The organism is Planctobacterium sp. AWM4_229, from assembly GCF_056160305.1.
Genome location: NZ_JBSWWX010000004.1, coordinates 92,770 through 111,481, shown reverse-complemented (window position 1 = coordinate 111,481; position 18,712 = coordinate 92,770). Strand labels below are relative to the sequence as shown.

Here is an 18,712-nt window from a genome sequence, read left to right as displayed (position 1 = left end):
ATTTAGTCCATTTCCAAGAAGTATTTGCATCCTGCAAAAATCCTCGTATTCTGTGTTTATGTTCCATAACTAAATTGCGCTCAGTTGTATTTATTCGAGGGTTTAAAACAAAAAGTTGCCAATTATCTGCCACTCGATGAGGTTGAGCTGGTAGAGAAGGCTTATATTGCTGCCCGTGACGCCCACGATGGCCAGCAACGCTCCAGTGGTGATCCATACATTACCCATCCCGTCGCCGTGACTGGCATTCTTGCTGATATGCACATGGATCACGAAACCTTGATGGGGGCATTGCTGCACGATGTAATAGAAGACACCCATCACGACAAACAAAGCTTGTCGGAGCAATTTGGCGAAACCGTAGCTGAGCTAGTGGAAGGGGTATCCAAGCTAGACAAATTTAAGTTCAGCAGCAAAGAAGAAGCTCAGGCAGAAAATTTTCGCAAAATGATGATGGCGATGGTAGAAGATATTCGCATCATCTTGATCAAGCTGGCTGACCGCACCCATAACATGCGCACATTAGGTGCACTGCGCCCGGATAAGAGACGCCGCATTGCCAGAGAAACTCTGGAGATTTACGTTCCTATTGCCAATCGCCTGGGTATTCACGAAATTAAGAACGAGTTGGAAGATCTCGGCTTCCACGCCATGTACCCGATGCGCTATCGCGCCTTGCAGTCAGCAGTTAAACAGGCCCGTGGCAATCGCCGGGAAATTATCGAAAATACCCGGCAGGAAATCATCAGTCGCCTGGAAGAGAAGCAAATCAGTGCAGATGTTTCAGGTCGGGAAAAGCACCTTTACTCCATCTATCGCAAAATGAAAAACAAAGAGCTGATGTTTAATCAGATCATGGACATTTATGCGTTTAGGGTGATTGTCAGTACAGTGGATGATTGTTATCGGGTTTTAGGCTGTATGCATGGTTTGTACAAGCCCATTGAAAACCGCTTTAAGGATTATGTGGCGATCCCACGTACCAATGGCTATCAATCACTACACACCTCGTTAATCGGACCTCATGGTATCCCGGTGGAAATACAAATCCGCACCCACGATATGGACGAGATGGCCGATAAGGGCGTTGCAGCCCACTGGATGTATAAAGATGAAAGTAAAGCCACTCGCAGCACGGCACAAACTCGCGCCCGAAAGTGGATGCAATCGCTATTAGAGTTACAGCAAAGCGCCAGTAGCTCCTTTGAATTTATCGAGCACGTCAAAGCCGATTTATTCCCGGATGAAATTTACGTGTTTACACCAGACGGGCGAATAATAGAGCTGCCTATGCAGGCCACCGCGGTGGACTTTGCCTATGCAGTACATACCGATGTGGGCAACTCTTGTGTAGGCGTGCGGGTGGATCGCAAAACCTATTCCTTGAATAAGCCCTTACAAAACGGCCAAACCATTGAGATCATCACCTCGCCTCGTGCTAACCCCAATGCCAACTGGTTGAACTTCGTAGTCACCGCAAAAGCCAGAACCCAAATACGTCACTTCCTCAAGCGCCAGCACGCCGAAGAAGCCATTCAAATGGGTAACCGATTACTTCGCCACGCGCTGGGTAAAATTCGCCTTGATGACATCCCGGAAGAAGACAAAAACCGAGTTGTCCAGGAAACCCAGCATCAAGACTTTACCTCATTATTGGAAGACATTGGCTTGGGTAACGAACTCAGTGCCATTATTGCACGACGATTGATTGGTGATTCCCAGGATAGCGACATGCTTTCCGACAAAAACAAGAATATCGCCATTAAGGGCACCGAAGGCTTGTTAGTGAGTTATTCACCTTGCTGTCACCCCATTCCCGGCGATGAAATCTTGGCAGTACTTAGCCCCGGTAAAGGCATTTTAATCCATCAAATAGGGTGTCGGAATATCCGCAAGCTGCGCAAAGAAGAGCCACAGCGGGTACTCCCCATGCAGTGGGAAGACAATACCAGTGGCGAATTTAAAGCCTCAGTACGCATTGAACTGGTAAACCGTCAGGGCACCTTAGCAACCCTCACCAACACGGTTTCGTCAACAGATTCCAATATTATTAGTCTGCAAACCGAAGAAAAAGAAAGCAATATCTACTACATCGATCTTGAACTCACCTGCCGTGACCGTATCCACCTGGCCACCATTTTGCGCAAAATACGCAACATGCCAGAAGTACAATCGGTATCAAGACACAGCAAAACTAAAAGCATTAATTAAGAGAATTCACCATGTCCAGAGAGATTATCCATACAGATAAGGCCCCCAAAGCGATTGGTACCTACAGCCAAGCCATTAAAGTTGGCACTACAGTATACCTTTCCGGCCAAATTCCACTGGTTCCAGAAACCATGGAGATGGTGTCGGAGGACTTCGCCGAGCAAGCACAACAAGTGTTTAAAAACCTGACCGCCGTTTGTGAAGCCGCAGGCGGTAGTTTGCAGCAAATGGCTAAAGTGAATATATTCCTGACGGATCTGGGCAAGTTTGCCATCGTCAACGAGATCATGAGCCAGCATTTTGAACAGCCCTATCCGGCCCGCGCAGCCATCGAAGTGGCGGGTTTGCCAAAAGGTTCGCAAATTGAAATTGATGGGGTGTTGGAGTTAGTGGACTAAAACACCGCTCAAAGCCCGATGTTCAAGGAACGATACCAACGCATTAAGTCGGTTTTGCAAAAGCGCCAAACCGACCTTACGGTTTGCATGGAGCATGTGCACAAGCCACAAAATGTCTCTGCGATTTTGCGCAGTTGCGACGCGGTGGGCATTCACGAAGCCAATATCGTCTGGAACGAACACACCTATTTTCGACGCGGCACGGCTATGGGCACGCAGCGCTGGTTAAAGCACCGCAAACACAGCAGTATAAAAGCCGCCCACCAGTATTTTAAACAACAAGATATGCAGGTGTTGGTGACCAACTTGTCGGATAAATCTGTGGACTTTCGACAGCTGGATTACACCCGCCCCACAGCCATTATACTGGGACAGGAAAAATACGGGGCCAGTGACGAAGCCATTGCCCTGGCGGATCACGAAATCATCATCCCTATGATGGGCATGGTGCAGTCTCTCAATGTTGCCGTCGCTGCCGGTTTAATTCTTTATGAAGCACAGCATCAACGACAACAAGCGGGGCTTTACGACAAAGTCAGTATCTCAGATGAAGATCTAAACGCCCTGTTGTTTGAAGGTTGCCACCCTGCACTTTTTACCCAGTGCCTGGCAAAGAACCTGCCTTTGCCGAAATTAGACGACGCGGGTGAAGTCATAGCCAGCGATGACTGGTGGCGACAAATGCAAATAAGCAAGGATAGTGCAATTACGCAAACGGAAACAGACAGCTCCGCCCCCAAAGACGACCTGTTTTCTAATCTATAGGCGCGTCATACCAAATCCCGTATTTATCCCCTTGCCACTTTAACAAGCTAAATAGATAGGCGCTGGTCAACATCAACAAGCCTCCCACCAAGGCGGCTTCAAACCAAAACCCCAAGGCACAAAATGCAAAACCTGTAAGGTGGCAAAGCCACACCACCCTTACGGCAGTGCCGCGTTTTGGCTGAGGTTGTAAAAAGTTAAAGATAAACCAGAGTTTTAGAAAAACGGGTAAGCGTTGCCAGTTGTCATCATGCTTGTTCATTATCAGGGTCTCCTGTTGCAGAGTTTCAATACTCACATCCAAAGCTGCAGCCAAACACTTCATAGATTCTAAACTGGCATTTTGGCCACTCTCAATGCGCTGGATCGTTCTTACGTTGAGCCCGGACATCTCTGCCAATTGCTCTTGAGAAAAGTGTTTGGAAAGACGAAGTTGCTTGAGTATTTTGCACTGCATTAGTTGTGATCACTGATGATGACTTTGCCCTGATTCTACCCCTGTCAGTGACGAAATCATGCCGACATTTCCCCGACAACGCGTTTAATTGAGCGCTTTTCGTGCGAATAAGTGAAAAATGACTGATTTACAGTCAATCACAGTAAACCACTGAAAGATATCTGGCCTTTAGCAGGTCAAAGCTGGTTACCAAATGTAACAAGAAGTAAATTCATGAAAAAATTACTGACTCTGGCTTTTTTAACTTTACTGCACTGCACAGCTTCCGCCACGGATATTAATAAAATAGCCGCCACAGCTGACGATGTACGCCCGGTATTGAATGGGCAAGTGATCCCCGATGCCACCCTGTATGATCTGGATGACAAGCCTGTTTCCCTTAAATCCCTGGTGAGCCAACAACCTACAGTATTAATTTTTTATCGCGGTGGCTGGTGTCCATACTGCAGTGCCCAATTAGCAGGTCTCAAACAGGTTGAACAACAGATTATGGCTCTGGGTTATCAGCTGATTGCGATTTCACCCGATTCACCGGCAAAACTGAAAGACACCGCATTTGAAACCGACTTCAAAGTTAAATTGTATTCCGACAAAAATTTCGAAGTGAGCAGTGAGTTTGGCATTGGCTTTTTCCTTGCGGACAAAACCGCCAAGCGCTACCGCAACAAAATGGGCATTGAATTTGTAACCTTGGATGGCACCAGTAAAGTGGCGCTGCCGGTTCCTGCGGTGTATATCGCCGATACAGAAGGCTTAGTGCATTTTAATTACGTGAATCCCAACTTCAGAGTGCGTGTTTCACCTGAACTACTCTATCTGGCAGCTAAAACACTGGCTCTTTAGATAAAACTACTTGTCTGATTGGCTCATAATGCGTTCAATGGTGCCATCATGCTTTAACGTATTGATGGCTCCGTTGATAGCCTGCAGTAAACTTGGTTCCACTTGTTTATTAAAAGCGATACTGGTGGGTAGCTCTGCCAGCGTCATATGTATTTTCAAGCCTTGCTGAACTTCAGAGAGCTGTTGTAGCTGGTAGCGAATGATATCCACTGAATAGGCGATAGCATCAACCCGCCTTTTAATGAGCATTTGTACCAGTTCTTTAGAACTCAACACATGAACCAAATGTAACTCATCTGGCCCCATGTCTTTAAGCAATCGCTCACCAATATCATCTCTCACCACCCCGACAATATAATCTTCGATTTCATTGATGTCTTTAAACGTCAGTGGGTTGTCTGCCAGAGAAATTAAGGCGATTTGCTCGTCAAAGAGCGGTGCACTGAGGGCGAAGAGATTATCCCGTTCAGGCGTATAGGCCATGGTTAATAATGCCGCATTGGCATTATTACTTATTTCTTTTACGGCACGAGCCCAAGGAAATACATAGATTTGTTTATCGCTTTTAAAAGAGACTTCATTGCGGCGGAAAATTTCGTTCAAGATATCAATGGCGATGCCTTTTTTGCGTTTCCCCTCTTGATAATGGAAAGGGGGATAATCTTCGGTAATCCAAAAAACATCCTTCACTACTGAGGGCAATGTCATGGCCTTGTTTTCAAATTCCAAGCTGTTGCCACGACTGTTTGATGGCTCCACAAATGCGAATGCAGCACTAGTCCAGAACGCAAAGCTCAACACACTTGCTTTTAGCAGGACCACAAGAATTGCCACTGTTTGAGGCACCATTTTTTTCCAATAGCTAATTAAGAGACTTAATCAGTTTGGCCTGGAATCCTTTTTTTAACAAACAACTGGTTTTTTATTCAGTATTATTAGACACTTAACATCAAGTATTAAAGCCCGGAGTCGTCACTCTTCTAATGCAATCGCTTTCGGTAAAACCCGTTTCAGAGCTAAAAGGTGTTGGTGCAAAAGTTGCCGAAAAACTTGCCGCTTTGGGGCTTAAAACAGTCCAGGATGTGCTGTTTCACCTGCCGCTGCGCTATGAAGACCGCACCCGAATTTATCCCGTTACTGAGCTTAAGCCCGGTGTATCCGCGGCATTTATAGCGGAAGTGAAACGAGCCAACATCAGCTATGGCCGTAAACGCACACTGGTGGTCACTGTGGCTGACCAAACCGGCTCCATAACACTGCGCTTCTTCTATTTTTCCGCAGCGCAAGCCAAAAACATGACTGAAGGCACACTATTGCGCTGTTTTGGAGAAGCGCGTCCCGGCAAGCACGGTTTAGAGATTGTGCACCCCGAATATCGAATTCTGACACCCGAGTCTGAGAACAATGTGGAGGAAACGCTCACCCCTGTGTACCCCACCACAGAAGGCGTAAAGCAACTCACTTTGCGAAACCTGACCGATGAGGCATTAAAACTACTTGATAAAGGCGGACTGGCAGAGTTATTACCTGAAGGGCTGTATCCCAAACAGCTGAGTATGAAGACGGCGTTGCAAACCACCCATCGTCCGACACCTGACATTGCCGTTACCGAATTACTGGAAGGTAAACACCCAGCGCAAGAGCGACTTATTCTTGAAGAGCTGTTGGCACACCATTTAAGCGTGTTGAAAGTGAAACATCAGACTCAGGCGGACCCGGCTGTGAGTATCGACAAGTCTGAAAAATTGCTGCCCACTTTTTTGGGTAATCTGCCTTTCTCGCCAACAGGGGCGCAGCAGCGAGTAAGTGCAGACATTGAGCAAGATATGAAACATAGTCGCCCCATGATGCGCCTGGTGCAAGGTGATGTCGGTTCCGGGAAAACCTTGGTAGCGGCTATCGCGGCATTACATGCCATCGAGCAGGGATTGCAGGTGGCCCTGATGGCACCTACCGAAATCCTTGCTGAACAGCATTTTATTAACTTCAGCAATTGGTTTGAACCGTTAGGTATCTCTTGTGCCTGGCTGGCCAGTAAACTAAAAAGCAAAGAAAAGAATCAAGCCCTGCAAAGTATTGCTGATGGGAGTGCGCAATTGATAGTGGGCACTCACGCGCTTTTCCAGGAGCAAGTGGTTTATCAAAAACTGGCACTGGTAATTGTGGACGAGCAACACCGTTTTGGCGTACATCAGCGCTTGGCGCTACGGGAAAAAGGGGAAGTGTATGGCTATTTCCCCCACCAGCTTATTATGACGGCCACTCCGATCCCTCGTACCCTGGCCATGACCGCCTACGCCGATTTAGAAACCTCCATCATTGACGAATTACCGCCGGGCAGAACGCCAGTGAAAACCGTGGTACTGCCCGATTCCCGTCGCGGTGATATCATCGACCGTATTCGTTCTGTGTGTCACGAGCAAAAACGCCAGGTGTACTGGGTATGCACCCTGATAGAAGAATCAGAAACGCTGCAATGCCAGGCAGCCGAAGATACCAAAGTGATTTTGCAAACCGCGTTACCGGATTTAAAAATCGGCCTGGTGCACGGGCGTCTAAAACCCGATGAAAAACAAGCACTGATGCAAGCCTTTAAACAAGGTGAGCTAGACCTGTTAGTGGCAACGACGGTTATCGAAGTGGGTGTTGATGTACCCAATGCCAGTTTAATGGTAATAGAAAACGCGGAACGATTAGGCCTGGCACAGTTGCATCAGCTGCGAGGGCGCGTAGGTCGAGGCGGTGTGGAAAGCCACTGTGTGCTGATGTACTCCAGCCCACTTTCAAAAACCGCGCAGCAGCGCTTAGGTGTACTCAGAGAGAGTAATGATGGTTTCGTGATTGCCCAAAAAGACCTGGAAATACGCGGTCCAGGTGAGCTACTGGGAACCAAACAAACCGGCCTGGCTAATATGAAAATCGCCGATCTGGTACGCGATGCCTGGCTCATCCCGCAGGTACAAAAAATCGCAACTCATTTATGGCAACATCACCCGGCCAATGCCAACGCCATCATCAATCGCTGGCTACCTTACCGCGAGAAATACGGCAATGCATAACCAAACACATGCGGTAAATCCAAACAACCGCGTCGAACTAAATTTCAACCTACAATCACTTCTCTGTAGGTTCGGCTTGAGCTACAGGGAAGTAGTGAATGTCGATGTTGCCGGGAGCATAACATCGGCCAGCCGGACAACAGACCTGGACCAAGCCTCCAAACAAAACCTAAACAACCGTGTCGAACTGAAGTTCGACCTGGAAGGGGCATAAAAACATCATGATTATCCCTTTGTATACCCATGCCGAAACGCTGCCAGATTACTTGCAAAGTACCGATTTCAGCATTGTCGATTCAACTCCTGATGGTCTGGCACTGGTTTTCGAAAATGATGTATTGGGCCTAAAGGACTTCTCCCAACCTAAAGTGGGTGCCGTGATTGTGGACTTTACTGCTGATGCCATCGCCTATAGAGCCAGTCGTAGCAGCATCAAAAATGAAGCCATTGCCAAAGCCGCAGGGCTTAAAGGCAACACTGACACTCACATTATTGATGCAACCGCCGGATTAGGACGCGATAGCTTTATGCTGATGACCTTAGGCGCGCAGGTAACCATGTTAGAACGCTCGCCCGTGGTAGCAGCTTTATTACAGAATGGATTGCGCAGAGCAGAGGCATCTGGACAATTGGGGTCAGAATTTGCTCAACGCCTGCAATTCAAACCGGGACAAGCTCAAACCTTACTCACTGAGTGGCATGAAGCAAAACCCGATGTGATTTACCTTGATCCCATGTTTCCCCACAAGAAAAAGTCCGCCCTGGTGAAAAAGGAAATGCGCCTGTTCCAACAGCTTTTAGGACACGATGAAGATGCTGATGGCTTATTAGCACCCGCGCGAGCATTGGCCAAAAAGCGGGTAGTAGTGAAACGTCCAGACTATGCGCCGTTTCTAGCGGGTGAGACACCTTCGATGCAAATCAAAAGCAAGAAACATCGCTTTGATGTGTATCTTACAAACGCCTGAAACAAAACATCTTTATAGGCTATAAAAGCTATTATTCGCGCCCTCATGAGAATGCAGAACATGAGTGAAAATAGTTTGTGTTTGCGCAAAGTCCAATTGCCTCCAATCTCTTGGTAACGCGTCCTTTTCCTGCTCAGAAAAAAGATAAAATCCCATCTGCCAATTCGGAAACTGTCGCGACGCAACCTCCGACTCAGAGATTTTAGTGACATCTTGGTGACGAGAGTCTTGCGCAATCGCTTTATAAAGAGTTGTAAGTTCTGCTTCTGGTCCCTCCAAAATCTGTAGGAAGTAGTGCAGGTTGCACAGCAACAAACCTGTGATCTGCTTAGCTTCATTATTTTTGCGAGCCGTTTTCAGAATCTTATTGATTTCCAGGGAATCCTGAAAGCCAGGTGTTACCTTGCTCGCATAAATAAAGGACATTAACGTGGTCATAGTCTTAAGCCAGTCTCAAAGTAGCTGCTCACCATTTTTTTCACATTCTAGTACAAAAACTCGCACTTAAACTACCGATTCAATTATTACTCCAAACTTTGAGCTCTGTATTATTTATCACGTAACGCCAGAAATCCGTGATTTCTGACTATACTTAAATTAGATCGTCAATTTTATCGTTCACTCTATGAAATCGCGCTTAGCAACATCAATTAAACAACTTACCATCGTGGTGATGTTGTGCTGTATCGCTTCTCCAACCCTTGCAGAGCGCTCAAACTTCCTTGATTTGCAACTGGCTACTGAAGATTACGCCCCAATGAACTATTTTGAGCAGGGCATGTTCAAGGGTATCTCTATCGACTTATTAAACTTGATATGGCAGAGAGAGGGCATCACTAGTGAGCCGGAGATTGTGTTATACCCATGGGCAAGAGCCTATTTTGAATTAAAGAACCGTCCGGACTTTGTATTGTTTGCCGTTGCTCGCATTCCATCCCGCGAGTCATTATTCCAGTGGGCCTGCCCTATCGTAGACACCCACTATATTTTGCTGGCCAAAAAAAGTAGTAAGATCCAGATTAATTCAATTGATGATCTGCAACACTACACCATTGGCACGGTGCGTTCGGATGTCAGTGAGCAGGCGCTGTTGTCCATCCTCAATGAACCTTTCAACATATTGAGTAATACCAGTATGCGTCCCAATCTGGAACTCATGGACAAAGGCAGGATACATATGATCGCTTATGACGAGCTGGGTGCCAGTCAAATGCTCAATAATGCGGGTCGCAACCCGGAAGATTTTGAGAGTGTGTATACCGTCGCCGATTCACAAACCTGCTTCGCCTTCAATAAAAAAGTTGACCCGGAGATCATCGCCCGTTTTCGTCTGCATTTGCACGCCATTGTAGAAAACGGCCAGTATCAGGAAATCCTGAGCCGCTATTACGGCCCAAAACAACTATTGAACTAAAAGACTTTGCCCATAACTTACCTTTAGGCTCATTTAAAAGGATTACACTATGATTCAAGTTGGCGATACCTTACCGCAACACACCTTTATGCTGCGTCAAAAGGGCGAAGCCTCACAACCCACTACCGACGACCTGTTCGCCGGTAAAAAAGTGGTGATGTTTGCCGTACCCGGCGCTTTCACTCCCACCTGCTCGCAAGCCCATTTGCCCGGCTTTGTGGTGCAAGCCGATGCGTTAAAGGCAAAAGGTATAGACAGTATTATTTGTATTTCAGTTAACGACAGTTTTGTCATGGAAGCCTGGGGCAATGCCTCAAATGCTGAACACATCACCATGCTGGCCGACGGCGATGGCGCGTTTTCCGATGCTCTAGGGCTAGCCAAACAAACCGGCGCTTTTGGTGGTATTCGAAGTGTGCGCTATGCCATGGTAGTGGAAGACAAAGTCGTTAAGCATCTGGCCGTGGAAGAGCCTGGCAAGTTTGAAGTGAGCAGCGCCGAAGCTGTGCTTGCAGCGCTATAACAGCCCTTTAGTTATGGAAGTTGGTACCCACCAACTTCCATTAAAATACCAACCGGCCACTGTTGACCAAACCAATGAGCATGGCAATAAAACCGACGCCGGCACCCAATATCAAACCCAACCAGCCACTGACTGCACTTTGCGAATTACATTGAATTACCTTGTTTTTGATCAACTTCATCAAAGAACGTTGCTGCCACCATAGTCCGAAAACCAGAGCACTATAAACCGACACTGGAGCCAACCAGCCATCGTCAATTAAATAGGCCAGGGCAAACAATACACTGCACAACAAAACCCAAAGAGCTTGTCCCCGCGTGTGTTTTTTAATCAATTGTTTTTGTTGTTCATCGCTAAGCTTTCTTTGTGTTAACCAGGAAGCGAAAAATATCGCTACGATGGCCAACAACCCACCTAAAAGTGCCCCACCGCCAAGTGCTAGCAGCTTCATCACACCGCTGGATTGGGCTGCACTGCTGGAAGCCGCACTGGCAGCGGCTGCCGGCACACTCGTGGTAATGGCCGACGTTACCATAGTGGTAAAGCCCACCGTGGGAATGGTGGAAAACAGGTATTCCCCCACACTTTCCAATAACTCTTTTTTAACTTCATTGCGAATGCGGCTTAACTTTTGACGCACATTGGCTTCAGATAAATCCAATAAACGCGCAACCTGACGACTGTTTTGCTGTTCGCGATAATAAAGAATGAGAATATCGCGGCTTTCAGCGGGCAACTCACTCACCACATTCATCACCAGGCGATTGATTTGCTCAGCTTCTAACTTGTTCAGATCTGTTTCTTGCTGCTGAGCATTGACCACATCGTCATCCAGTTCAGCGTGCAATTCATGACGAGTGACCTTGTTATCTCGTAGATAATTCTTGGCTTTGTTGCGGGTGATCTGGCGTATCCAGGGCAAAAAGCTGTCAGGGGATTTCAGCTCTTGTAGTTGCTGCCACACCGCCACAAAGGTGTTTTGCGCAATATCCTCACTGGCCTGCACATCATGCACCACAGCAAGCGCCGTACTGGTCACCAGGTTCTGTGTTTGCGCCACGAGTGTTGAAAACGCCGAAACATCTCCCTGCTGTGCTTTGAGAACGTTTTCGAATAATTGTTGTTGCGCTAATTCAGTCATTTTTCTCTCCGATTTAAGTAGTTTACAACTGAAAGTCACCAGTACCAGGCAAAGTGTGACAAATTTTTTTTGGACCCGGTATAATCGCCGCGATTACAACAGGGGATTCCTTTGATACAGCAAGATGTGATAGTCATTGGCGCAGGCGCTGCGGGTTTGTTTTGTGCTGCTGAGGCAGGTAAACGCGGTCGCTCCGTGTTGGTATTGGATCACGCCAAAAAGCCCGGTCGCAAAATTTTAATCTCTGGTGGAGGCCGCTGTAACTTCACCAATATGTACGCATCGCCAGAAAACTTCTTATCGAACAATCCCCACTTTTGCAAATCGGCATTAAGCCGCTACACCCAATGGGATTTTGTGGCTCTGGTGGAAAAATATAATATCGCCTACCACGAAAAAACCCTCGGCCAGTGGTTTTGTGATGACTCCGCCAAAGACATCGTCAATATGCTGATGGCAGAATGCGACAAGGCAAGTGTAAAACACCAGATGCAGTGCGAGATTCGCCATATTGAGAAATCCGCGAGTGGATTTATTCTGGATACCAGCCATGGCCCTTACCAGTGCGAAAGCCTGGTGATTGCTACCGGCGGACTGAGTATGCCTAAACTGGGTGCCACTCCCTTTGGCTATCAAATCGCAGAGCAATTTGGCTTGAGCGTTTTGCCGACTCGTGCGGGTCTGGTGCCTTTTACCCTGCACGACAAAGACAAGCAGGTGCTGGCGGATCTATCCGGTATCTCCGTTAACGCCAGTGCAAGCTGTAATAACACCAGCTTTAACGAGAACATTCTGTTTACCCACCGCGGCTTAAGTGGCCCGGCCGTACTGCAAATCTCCAGCTTCTGGCAGCCGGGACAAAGGGTAGAATTTAACCTCTATCCAAATGGCGATCTGCATGAAGTGCTCAAGGAAAAACAACAAAGCAGTCCAGACGCGCAGCTGGCCACCGCACTGGCGCAAGTGTACCCCAAACGTTTTGTGCAAGCGGCCATCCCCTACTTTAAGCTCAGCAACAAACCCTTAAAACAGTTCCAGGGTAAACAGCTGGAACAAGTAGCGCAGGCCTTTGAGCAGTGGTTAATACAACCTAACGGCACCGAAGGCTACCGCACTGCGGAGGTGACACTGGGTGGCCTGGATACCAAACACCTGTCCAGTAAAACCATGATGGCCAAAGATGTAGAAGGCCTTTATTTTATCGGCGAAGTAGTGGACGTCACAGGTTGGCTTGGGGGCTATAATTTCCAATGGGCCTGGAGCAGCGCCTGGGTGGCAGGGCAAGAGGTTTAATCTTAGCCCGGCTTCCTAATCATACACCCCCTTGTGTACTACCAAACAGGTTTGCAGATGAAAGTCCTTCGAGAAGGATTCTTTTACTTCCTTCATAAACCGCTCTGAGGTTCTAGCAAATTCAGTGAGGACGTCTTGCATTCACTGCTCGCTGAAGCCAACTCTAAGGAGATGGCTGAGATAAATCAGTTCACACTGAAGGTAAAGCCACTGTCAGCGTTAGCATCATTCGCAATAGATCATTTTAACTACCATTAGTTTATCGCCAGACTAATAAATAGACCTTCACCCAAAAATAAATAAAGAAGCAAGTCAAATCCAAATAAAACATTTATTACCACTTATTCGACATTTAATTATCGCTGGTTGCGTAAGAGATTTAAAAGAGAAAGGATTTTCAACCTTAAATTTTATTTAAATTAATATCACCATAAAAACTGTTCAACATAAGCTTTGAAATCCCCTTATTTATAACACCACTGGTTGAAAAGTACGTGTTCTCACTCACGCTGCCCGGTGCAACACTCTGTAGTGGTGAGATTTCAAAATCAGAAGATAACTGCCCTTGATGGTTAATAATTTCCAGTAATACATCTGCAAACTTACTCATATTAACATCGATATCTCCTTGACCCAATGTAAAAGAGTAAATATTTTCTCTTTTGAAATGCGTTAAATTTGCAACGATTCTGCCATTACTCACTGTGGCAACAACCGAACCTTTAATATCACTAACTCGAAGCAATCCGGTTTTTGCACTTATCTCGACATTGCTTTCTAGCCCGGCAATCGAAAGCTGTTTTGCATCCAATGCGCGAAGCGTCAATTGTGTTTGATGAGGTACTTTCACGACGAGGGAATAAAAAACCTCGTCTTTCTTTGTACTTAGCTCGATAAACTTGTTGTTTTGCCTGACATTAAACATCGATTCCCAGCTACTGGTGCGATCACTTTTTTGCTCTGGAAAATTAGCAGTAATATTTATGCTATTGCCATCGTAACCGACAATAGAAATATCCCCTCGCGTAAGATTAACGATAAAATGTGATGTGCTGGTTGCAGGTGTCAGACTATGCGAAAGATCAGCTTCAGATGCTGTCACTGAATAGCTAAATAAAACAACATAAGCCATGATAACGTGGGTTAGAATTCTCATGATTAAACCTATATTACATTTACCTGTTTATCGCGTTTCAAAATAATGGCGTCATTTAACAGATTCGCATCAATATTTTGCATTTCACTTATCTTATTAGCTTCCTCTGCACTAAGAGGGCTGTGGTGCATCAGCACGTTTATTATTGTCATTTGTACCAGTATGCTGTTCTGGTAACGCAAGGCTTCAATAAGTTCCTTTCTGGCATAAGGCAACGCTCCCGCAAGGTGCTTCAACACAGCGAGACGAACACCATCAGATTCATCATTTTTCAACACCTCAATCAAATGCCCGGTCAGCTCAGAATCATAACTTAGCTTACTATCTATAAAATTGAAGGCCGTAAGTCTCTCCGGAGCTGACGATTGATTTAGCAAGGCCACTACCAACAAATTTTTTAAGGACTGTTGCTCAGCGTCTATTGCCGATGGCCCCTGTAGCGCTCTATCCACCACCACGCCGCTTGTGAACGCAATAACAATGGTCAGTAATTGGGGCGCAAAATTCACATTAGTGGTAGAGAAAAATTGAGCAACACTGCCCAACATGCGCTTCATTTTCGCAATCAACCCCTGATGACTGTCTGTCTTCGGGTAGTTGCTCAACTCTTGATAGAATCTTTGTTTTAACTGAGTACCTGGTTGTACCTCTTCGTCTAAAGTACTTTCAGCAAAAAATGCCTCCATAAATGCATCGTGCAATTGCATTTCAGCCGATGTAGCATCATTTTCAGCACATGCCTCTTCAATAAATGCCTTATTGATGACGTTTTTATGTGATTTAACCATGGTTATCTCCACTCAATTCATCATATTGCCGCTTTAGTGAGTTAATTGCGGCCCTGATACGAGCCTTGAGCGTATTGACATTGCAATCCAGCAACCTGGCAATCTCTTGATAGGGAAGCTGTTGATATCTGCTCAATACGATAATCTCGCGATGCTCAAAAGACAGTTGACTCAGAGCCAGTTTAAACCTGGATTGTTGCTCTTGATAATCCGACTCCTGACCATGACTGGAGCCTACTGCAATGTCATCATCCCAGTCGCAAAATCCAACCGAGTTATCAGGTTTCTTAAAATAATCCGACACTATATTTCTGGCAATTTTGTAGCACCAGGCCGAGAATGAACCTTTATCATCGTAGCTGTCTCTGTACTTGATAACACGAATAAAGGTTTCCTGTACCAGATCTTCCGCAGCACTTTTTGATACGCCGAGGCGCAGGAAGAAATTAAAAATGGGGAGGTGGTAACGTTCAAATAAAACGCCCACAAGCTTCACCTCGCCATTTTTTATTTCCTGCATCAACTGCTTTTCTTCAAGCATACTTTTATCATTATTATTAATCAGCTAATTCGCAATCTCAGCGCTTCTCAGAGTTTTACTTCTGACTGATTTAGCGCCTTTTAACTGCCATTATGTAGTTTCATTATCAGTCTGTAAAAAGTTTCAAAAAATTCACCATTAAACTGTTGCTCAATTGAAACATGGTCATAGAAAAACGTTTTTGCATCAAAACTTGAAACCTCGAGCTCTTTTATTTTGTTTAACATCGTCGAATCCAACGTCAGATATTGAAATGCCACAAGTTCATCAATGTGGTCGATTTTTACACCTAAAGCCTGAAACCGCTCAATGATGTTGTCGCTAAGATGGAATATTTTAATCTTGAGGGCGTCTTGTGCCCGGTCCATTGCAAGACCCAGTTTTCTGAAGGGACTAAGTTGTTCTTCGGTAATTTCAAAGTGGTGTAATGCCAGGATATGACGGGCAGTTAAGTCCTTAAAGCCCATCGCAAAATATGACTCCAGGTCTTCTCGATCCAGTTTTTTGGCGGCAAATGCGAGAAGTGTTTCTTCATCTGAATCGGGTAACATAAGGCTGTTGAACCAATTCACATAAACTTGATCCACCTGCAAGTGTTTGTACATCAGCACGGATTCGGTTGTATCAACGGTTAAGCCCATATTGCGATATGCTGCTACATCTTTAGCATCGATACCCGCAATCTTGAAGGCGATAATGTGTGACAGGGATACGTCGGTGTCAAAAGCTGCAGCTATAACTCTGGCATCGTCTAATGTTATTTTATGTACCTGCAATGCCGTTAAATTTTCAGCGCTAAGGTCTGTTATACCGACACCAGATAAGGCATCTTTCAGCGCTTCAACTTTAGTGCTGTTGTTGGCCAGCGCAACGTTACAAAGGCCAAACGTTAATAGTGCGCTGAGAGTTAAACCTTTTAAAAAACTGTGCTTAGTCATGGATATCATCCGTTTTAGTTATATTATTTCTTATCCACTAATACTTCTGATAACTAAAAAGGTTGTACCTGGCAAAAAATATTTTTAATTAATTAGCTTACCGTCTACTGTAACTAATTGATTAAAAGAAAAGGCATCAATTTTTCCAATACTAATGCCAAAGGACGGTGCAATTCAGGAAGACACATTTTGCCAGCGCCTTGTATCAAGGCGCACGGCGCTCTATTGGAATGACCGCCGTTCAGACGCCTCCACCAATCATTAGCTACAGGCTCATTTAGCCACCATAGCGGGAGGGCAGTGGTACTATGAAGATCTTGTTACCGCTATCAACGCCGGCCTTGGTGGCATGTCAGGGTCAAAATCCGGCCAGCGGGTATTGGGTTCATCGAAACTGGAGTCGCCTCCCGGATGCTGGATAGCACAAAAGAAGGTAGTATTATCTGGCGTAAAACAAGGACCACACACCTCAGCCCCAATGGGAGCGCGCAGGAAACGCTGCGCATAACCTCGTTTTGAACCTTCAGCTACCACCTTCCAAACGCCATCTGCCACGCCAAAATCCTCTGCACCATCGGTGGTCACCCAAACATTTCCCTGATTGTCGAAGGCACAATTATCCGGGCAGGCAAACCAGCCATTTTCATCGGTGTCGGGGTGATAAAAGGTAACAGCCTGCTCGTTCTCGCTTTCGGGATTCCCAGCCAGCACAAACAATTCCCAAGCAAACTTTTCGGCTGTGTGATCGACTTCTCCGGATGCGGTAGCGGGCGGGATCAGTTCGATAATTTGTCCGGCTTTATTATAGGCACGAGGATTAGGGCCGTTTAACTCATCCGGCTTGCGGCTATCGTTTTTGGTGAGCATCACATACACCTTGCCAGAAACCGGATTGATATCCACATCTTCCGGTCGGTCCATTGGCGTAGCCCCAAGTAAATCAGCGGCTTTGCGCGTATTGAACAACACTTCAGCCTGGGAGCCGAAGCCATTCTCAACGGTGAGCGGACCTTTGCCAAATTCCAGCGGCAACCAGGTTAATGCACCGTCTTCTGAAAACTTCGCTACCGATAAGGTACCGTTTTCCAGTAACTGCATATTGTGCGCCCGGCTGGCTTTATCGTTTCCGGGCTGATATTTATCACGACTGACAAAACGATATACATATTCAAACTTTTCATCGTCACCGCTGTATGCCACTGCGCGACCATCTGGCGCTATGGTCACATTCGCCCCTTCGTGTTTGAAACGTCCCAAACCCGTCAGCTTTTTAGGCGTACTGGTGGGGTCATAAGGGTCAATCTCCACGATCCAGCCCATATGAAAAGCTTCGTTTGGGTGCTTATTGAGATCCCAGCGTTCGAAGTATTTGCTCCAGCTTTTCTCCTGCTCACCAGAAAAATCATAACGCTTAAAATTTTCTTTTTGCGCCAGAGCAGCAATATCACCGCTGAAATACTTATCAAAGTTCTCTTCCGCAGTAAGCACCGTTCCCCAGGGCGTTAAACCACCAGCGCAATTTCCGTATGTACCTCGGGTTTGAATGCCATCAGCACTGAACTGTGTTTTGGCCAAGGTGTCTCCTGCGGCTTCACCAGTCAATACCATCGGCGTATCAGGGGTGATACGCCTTGTATACCTTGAGTCTTTAACCACCTGCCAACTCTCACCTTCGCATTTCACCTCCACTACACTCAAGCCATGGGCGGCAATATCCACTTTGGTTTGCTCCAGGTTTAACTGGCTATCTGAGGTAATACCCGCATGCATCATGCGGCCTTTAGTATGCTCGTGATTGATAGTCAGCAGGCCATGTTCACTATTTTTCGAACCTAGGGGCAAAGGTAAAAAACCCACATAATCATTGTTAAAGCCAAACTGCTCTGCCTGCTTTTCCCCTGTTTGTTGCATGGGGTCAAACTCTGGTGCTTGTTGGCTAAGCGGGTCCCCCCAACGCAGCAGCACCTGATAATCGTATCCTTCGGGCAAGGTTAAATGGGCATCCAGACCTTGTTTAACCGCATCAAACTGCCAACCACTGTTCTTAATATCAGTCTGCTCTACCAAATTAACTGCATCGCCACAGCCCGCCATTGAAACTGCAACCGCCCCTGCCGTACCACTCTTGATAAATGAACGCCGGGAATAACGCTGCTCTAGTAATGATTGAAAATCGAGAGAAGCGGAGAATTGCTGCAGTTTCATGGTGGGTCCTTG

General features: G+C 46.3%; 18 protein-coding genes. 9 read left to right on the top strand and 9 right to left on the bottom strand.

Annotated features, from left to right (window positions below):
- Positions 1-84 precede the first annotated feature (84 nt).
- The 3 genes from spoT to trmH are packed head-to-tail and all read left to right on the top strand — an operon-like array spanning position 85 to position 3,374.
- The gene (gene spoT / locus ACXAGP_RS09800; protein ID WP_475261098.1) at positions 85-2,211 is read left to right on the top strand and encodes a bifunctional GTP diphosphokinase/guanosine-3',5'-bis pyrophosphate 3'-pyrophosphohydrolase; all 2,127 of its coding nucleotides are present in this window, start codon (positions 85-87) and stop codon (positions 2,209-2,211) included.
- An 11-nt stretch (positions 2,212-2,222) separates the two neighbouring features.
- A complete protein-coding gene (locus ACXAGP_RS09795; RefSeq protein ID WP_475261097.1) occupies positions 2,223-2,609 on the top strand; it encodes a RidA family protein in 387 nt (128 codons plus the stop codon).
- 18 nt (positions 2,610-2,627) lie between these two features.
- Positions 2,628-3,374 (top strand): tRNA (guanosine(18)-2'-O)-methyltransferase TrmH, encoded by a 747-nt coding sequence (gene trmH, locus ACXAGP_RS09790; protein WP_475261096.1) that lies wholly within the window; start codon positions 2,628-2,630, stop codon positions 3,372-3,374.
- On the opposite strand, the gene ACXAGP_RS09785 is transcribed toward trmH, so the two are convergent.
- Positions 3,364-3,831 (bottom strand): helix-turn-helix domain-containing protein, encoded by a 468-nt coding sequence (locus ACXAGP_RS09785; RefSeq protein ID WP_475261095.1) that lies wholly within the window; start codon positions 3,829-3,831, stop codon positions 3,364-3,366. The genes trmH and ACXAGP_RS09785 overlap by 11 nt on opposite strands.
- 213 nt (positions 3,832-4,044) lie before the next feature.
- Here ACXAGP_RS09785 and ACXAGP_RS09780 point away from each other — a divergent pair, with 213 nt between their 5' ends.
- Entirely contained in the window at positions 4,045-4,674 is a 630-nt protein-coding gene (locus ACXAGP_RS09780; RefSeq protein WP_475261094.1) for a peroxiredoxin-like family protein, read from the top strand.
- Between the two features lie 6 nt (positions 4,675-4,680).
- On the opposite strand, the gene ACXAGP_RS09775 is transcribed toward ACXAGP_RS09780, so the two are convergent.
- Positions 4,681-5,523, bottom strand: a complete 843-nt coding sequence (locus ACXAGP_RS09775; RefSeq protein WP_475261093.1) for a substrate-binding periplasmic protein — start codon at positions 5,521-5,523, stop codon at positions 4,681-4,683.
- Positions 5,524-5,657: 134 nt separating this feature from the next.
- Here ACXAGP_RS09775 and recG point away from each other — a divergent pair, with 134 nt between their 5' ends.
- Together recG and ACXAGP_RS09765 are read left to right on the top strand one after the other, a co-directional pair.
- On the top strand, positions 5,658-7,733 hold the full coding sequence (recG, locus tag ACXAGP_RS09770) for an ATP-dependent DNA helicase RecG (RefSeq protein WP_475261091.1): 2,076 nt from the start codon (positions 5,658-5,660) through the stop codon (positions 7,731-7,733).
- A gap of 221 nt (positions 7,734-7,954) precedes the next feature.
- The gene (locus ACXAGP_RS09765) at positions 7,955-8,701 is read left to right on the top strand and encodes a class I SAM-dependent methyltransferase (RefSeq protein WP_475261090.1); all 747 of its coding nucleotides are present in this window, start codon (positions 7,955-7,957) and stop codon (positions 8,699-8,701) included.
- Between the two features lie 12 nt (positions 8,702-8,713).
- On the opposite strand, the gene ACXAGP_RS09760 is transcribed toward ACXAGP_RS09765, so the two are convergent.
- Complete coding sequence (locus tag ACXAGP_RS09760; protein ID WP_475261089.1) at positions 8,714-9,139, bottom strand: BLUF domain-containing protein; 426 nt, start codon at positions 9,137-9,139, stop codon at positions 8,714-8,716.
- A 187-nt stretch (positions 9,140-9,326) separates the two neighbouring features.
- On the opposite strand from ACXAGP_RS09760, the gene ACXAGP_RS09755 reads away from it, so the two are divergent.
- The gene (locus tag ACXAGP_RS09755; RefSeq protein ID WP_475261088.1) at positions 9,327-10,115 is read left to right on the top strand and encodes a substrate-binding periplasmic protein; all 789 of its coding nucleotides are present in this window, start codon (positions 9,327-9,329) and stop codon (positions 10,113-10,115) included.
- A gap of 49 nt (positions 10,116-10,164) precedes the next feature.
- Positions 10,165-10,638 (top strand): redoxin family protein, encoded by a 474-nt coding sequence (locus ACXAGP_RS09750; RefSeq protein WP_475261087.1) that lies wholly within the window; start codon positions 10,165-10,167, stop codon positions 10,636-10,638.
- A gap of 40 nt (positions 10,639-10,678) precedes the next feature.
- Here ACXAGP_RS09750 and ACXAGP_RS09745 read toward each other — a convergent pair whose 3' ends face one another.
- Positions 10,679-11,779 (bottom strand): RNA polymerase sigma factor, encoded by a 1,101-nt coding sequence (locus ACXAGP_RS09745; protein WP_475261085.1) that lies wholly within the window; start codon positions 11,777-11,779, stop codon positions 10,679-10,681.
- A 111-nt stretch (positions 11,780-11,890) separates the two neighbouring features.
- On the opposite strand from ACXAGP_RS09745, the gene ACXAGP_RS09740 reads away from it, so the two are divergent.
- Positions 11,891-13,072: a BaiN/RdsA family NAD(P)/FAD-dependent oxidoreductase gene (locus ACXAGP_RS09740; protein ID WP_475261084.1), complete on the top strand. Its 1,182-nt coding sequence runs from the start codon at positions 11,891-11,893 to the stop codon at positions 13,070-13,072.
- Positions 13,073-13,475: 403 nt separating this feature from the next.
- On the opposite strand, the gene ACXAGP_RS09735 is transcribed toward ACXAGP_RS09740, so the two are convergent.
- From ACXAGP_RS09735 to ACXAGP_RS09715, 5 genes are all read right to left on the bottom strand, one after another.
- Positions 13,476-14,228: a hypothetical protein gene (locus ACXAGP_RS09735; RefSeq protein WP_475261082.1), complete on the bottom strand. Its 753-nt coding sequence runs from the start codon at positions 14,226-14,228 to the stop codon at positions 13,476-13,478.
- 8 nt (positions 14,229-14,236) lie between these two features.
- Positions 14,237-15,016: a hypothetical protein gene (locus ACXAGP_RS09730; RefSeq protein ID WP_475261081.1), complete on the bottom strand. Its 780-nt coding sequence runs from the start codon at positions 15,014-15,016 to the stop codon at positions 14,237-14,239.
- Positions 15,009-15,557 (bottom strand): RNA polymerase sigma factor, encoded by a 549-nt coding sequence (locus ACXAGP_RS09725; protein WP_475261080.1) that lies wholly within the window; start codon positions 15,555-15,557, stop codon positions 15,009-15,011. The genes ACXAGP_RS09730 and ACXAGP_RS09725 overlap by 8 nt, the downstream gene beginning before the upstream one ends.
- Positions 15,558-15,637: 80 nt before the next feature.
- Complete coding sequence (locus ACXAGP_RS09720; protein WP_475261078.1) at positions 15,638-16,495, bottom strand: hypothetical protein; 858 nt, start codon at positions 16,493-16,495, stop codon at positions 15,638-15,640.
- 306 nt (positions 16,496-16,801) lie between these two features.
- Positions 16,802-18,700 (bottom strand): PhoX family protein, encoded by a 1,899-nt coding sequence (locus ACXAGP_RS09715; RefSeq protein WP_475261077.1) that lies wholly within the window; start codon positions 18,698-18,700, stop codon positions 16,802-16,804.
- Positions 18,701-18,712 lie beyond the last annotated feature (12 nt).

Excerpts from the sequence above, each read along its gene's own strand:
- ACXAGP_RS09795 (WP_475261097.1), top strand. The coding sequence starts at position 2,223 with ATGTCCAGAGAGATTATCCATACAGATAAGGCCCCCAAAGCGATTGGT.
- trmH (WP_475261096.1), top strand. The coding sequence starts at position 2,628 with ATGTTCAAGGAACGATACCAACGCATTAAGTCGGTTTTGCAAAAGCGC.
- ACXAGP_RS09785 (WP_475261095.1), bottom strand. The coding sequence starts at position 3,831 with ATGCAGTGCAAAATACTCAAGCAACTTCGTCTTTCCAAACACTTTTCT.
- ACXAGP_RS09780 (WP_475261094.1), top strand. The coding sequence starts at position 4,045 with ATGAAAAAATTACTGACTCTGGCTTTTTTAACTTTACTGCACTGCACA.
- ACXAGP_RS09775 (WP_475261093.1), bottom strand. The coding sequence starts at position 5,523 with ATGGTGCCTCAAACAGTGGCAATTCTTGTGGTCCTGCTAAAAGCAAGT.
- recG (WP_475261091.1), top strand. The coding sequence starts at position 5,658 with ATGCAATCGCTTTCGGTAAAACCCGTTTCAGAGCTAAAAGGTGTTGGT.
- ACXAGP_RS09765 (WP_475261090.1), top strand. The coding sequence starts at position 7,955 with ATGATTATCCCTTTGTATACCCATGCCGAAACGCTGCCAGATTACTTG.
- ACXAGP_RS09760 (WP_475261089.1), bottom strand. The coding sequence starts at position 9,139 with ATGACCACGTTAATGTCCTTTATTTATGCGAGCAAGGTAACACCTGGC.
- ACXAGP_RS09755 (WP_475261088.1), top strand. The coding sequence starts at position 9,327 with ATGAAATCGCGCTTAGCAACATCAATTAAACAACTTACCATCGTGGTG.
- ACXAGP_RS09750 (WP_475261087.1), top strand. The coding sequence starts at position 10,165 with ATGATTCAAGTTGGCGATACCTTACCGCAACACACCTTTATGCTGCGT.
- ACXAGP_RS09745 (WP_475261085.1), bottom strand. The coding sequence starts at position 11,779 with ATGACTGAATTAGCGCAACAACAATTATTCGAAAACGTTCTCAAAGCA.
- ACXAGP_RS09735 (WP_475261082.1), bottom strand. The coding sequence starts at position 14,228 with ATGAGAATTCTAACCCACGTTATCATGGCTTATGTTGTTTTATTTAGC.
- ACXAGP_RS09730 (WP_475261081.1), bottom strand. The coding sequence starts at position 15,016 with ATGGTTAAATCACATAAAAACGTCATCAATAAGGCATTTATTGAAGAG.
- ACXAGP_RS09725 (WP_475261080.1), bottom strand. The coding sequence starts at position 15,557 with ATGCTTGAAGAAAAGCAGTTGATGCAGGAAATAAAAAATGGCGAGGTG.
- ACXAGP_RS09720 (WP_475261078.1), bottom strand. The coding sequence starts at position 16,495 with ATGACTAAGCACAGTTTTTTAAAAGGTTTAACTCTCAGCGCACTATTA.
- ACXAGP_RS09715 (WP_475261077.1), bottom strand. The coding sequence starts at position 18,700 with ATGAAACTGCAGCAATTCTCCGCTTCTCTCGATTTTCAATCATTACTA.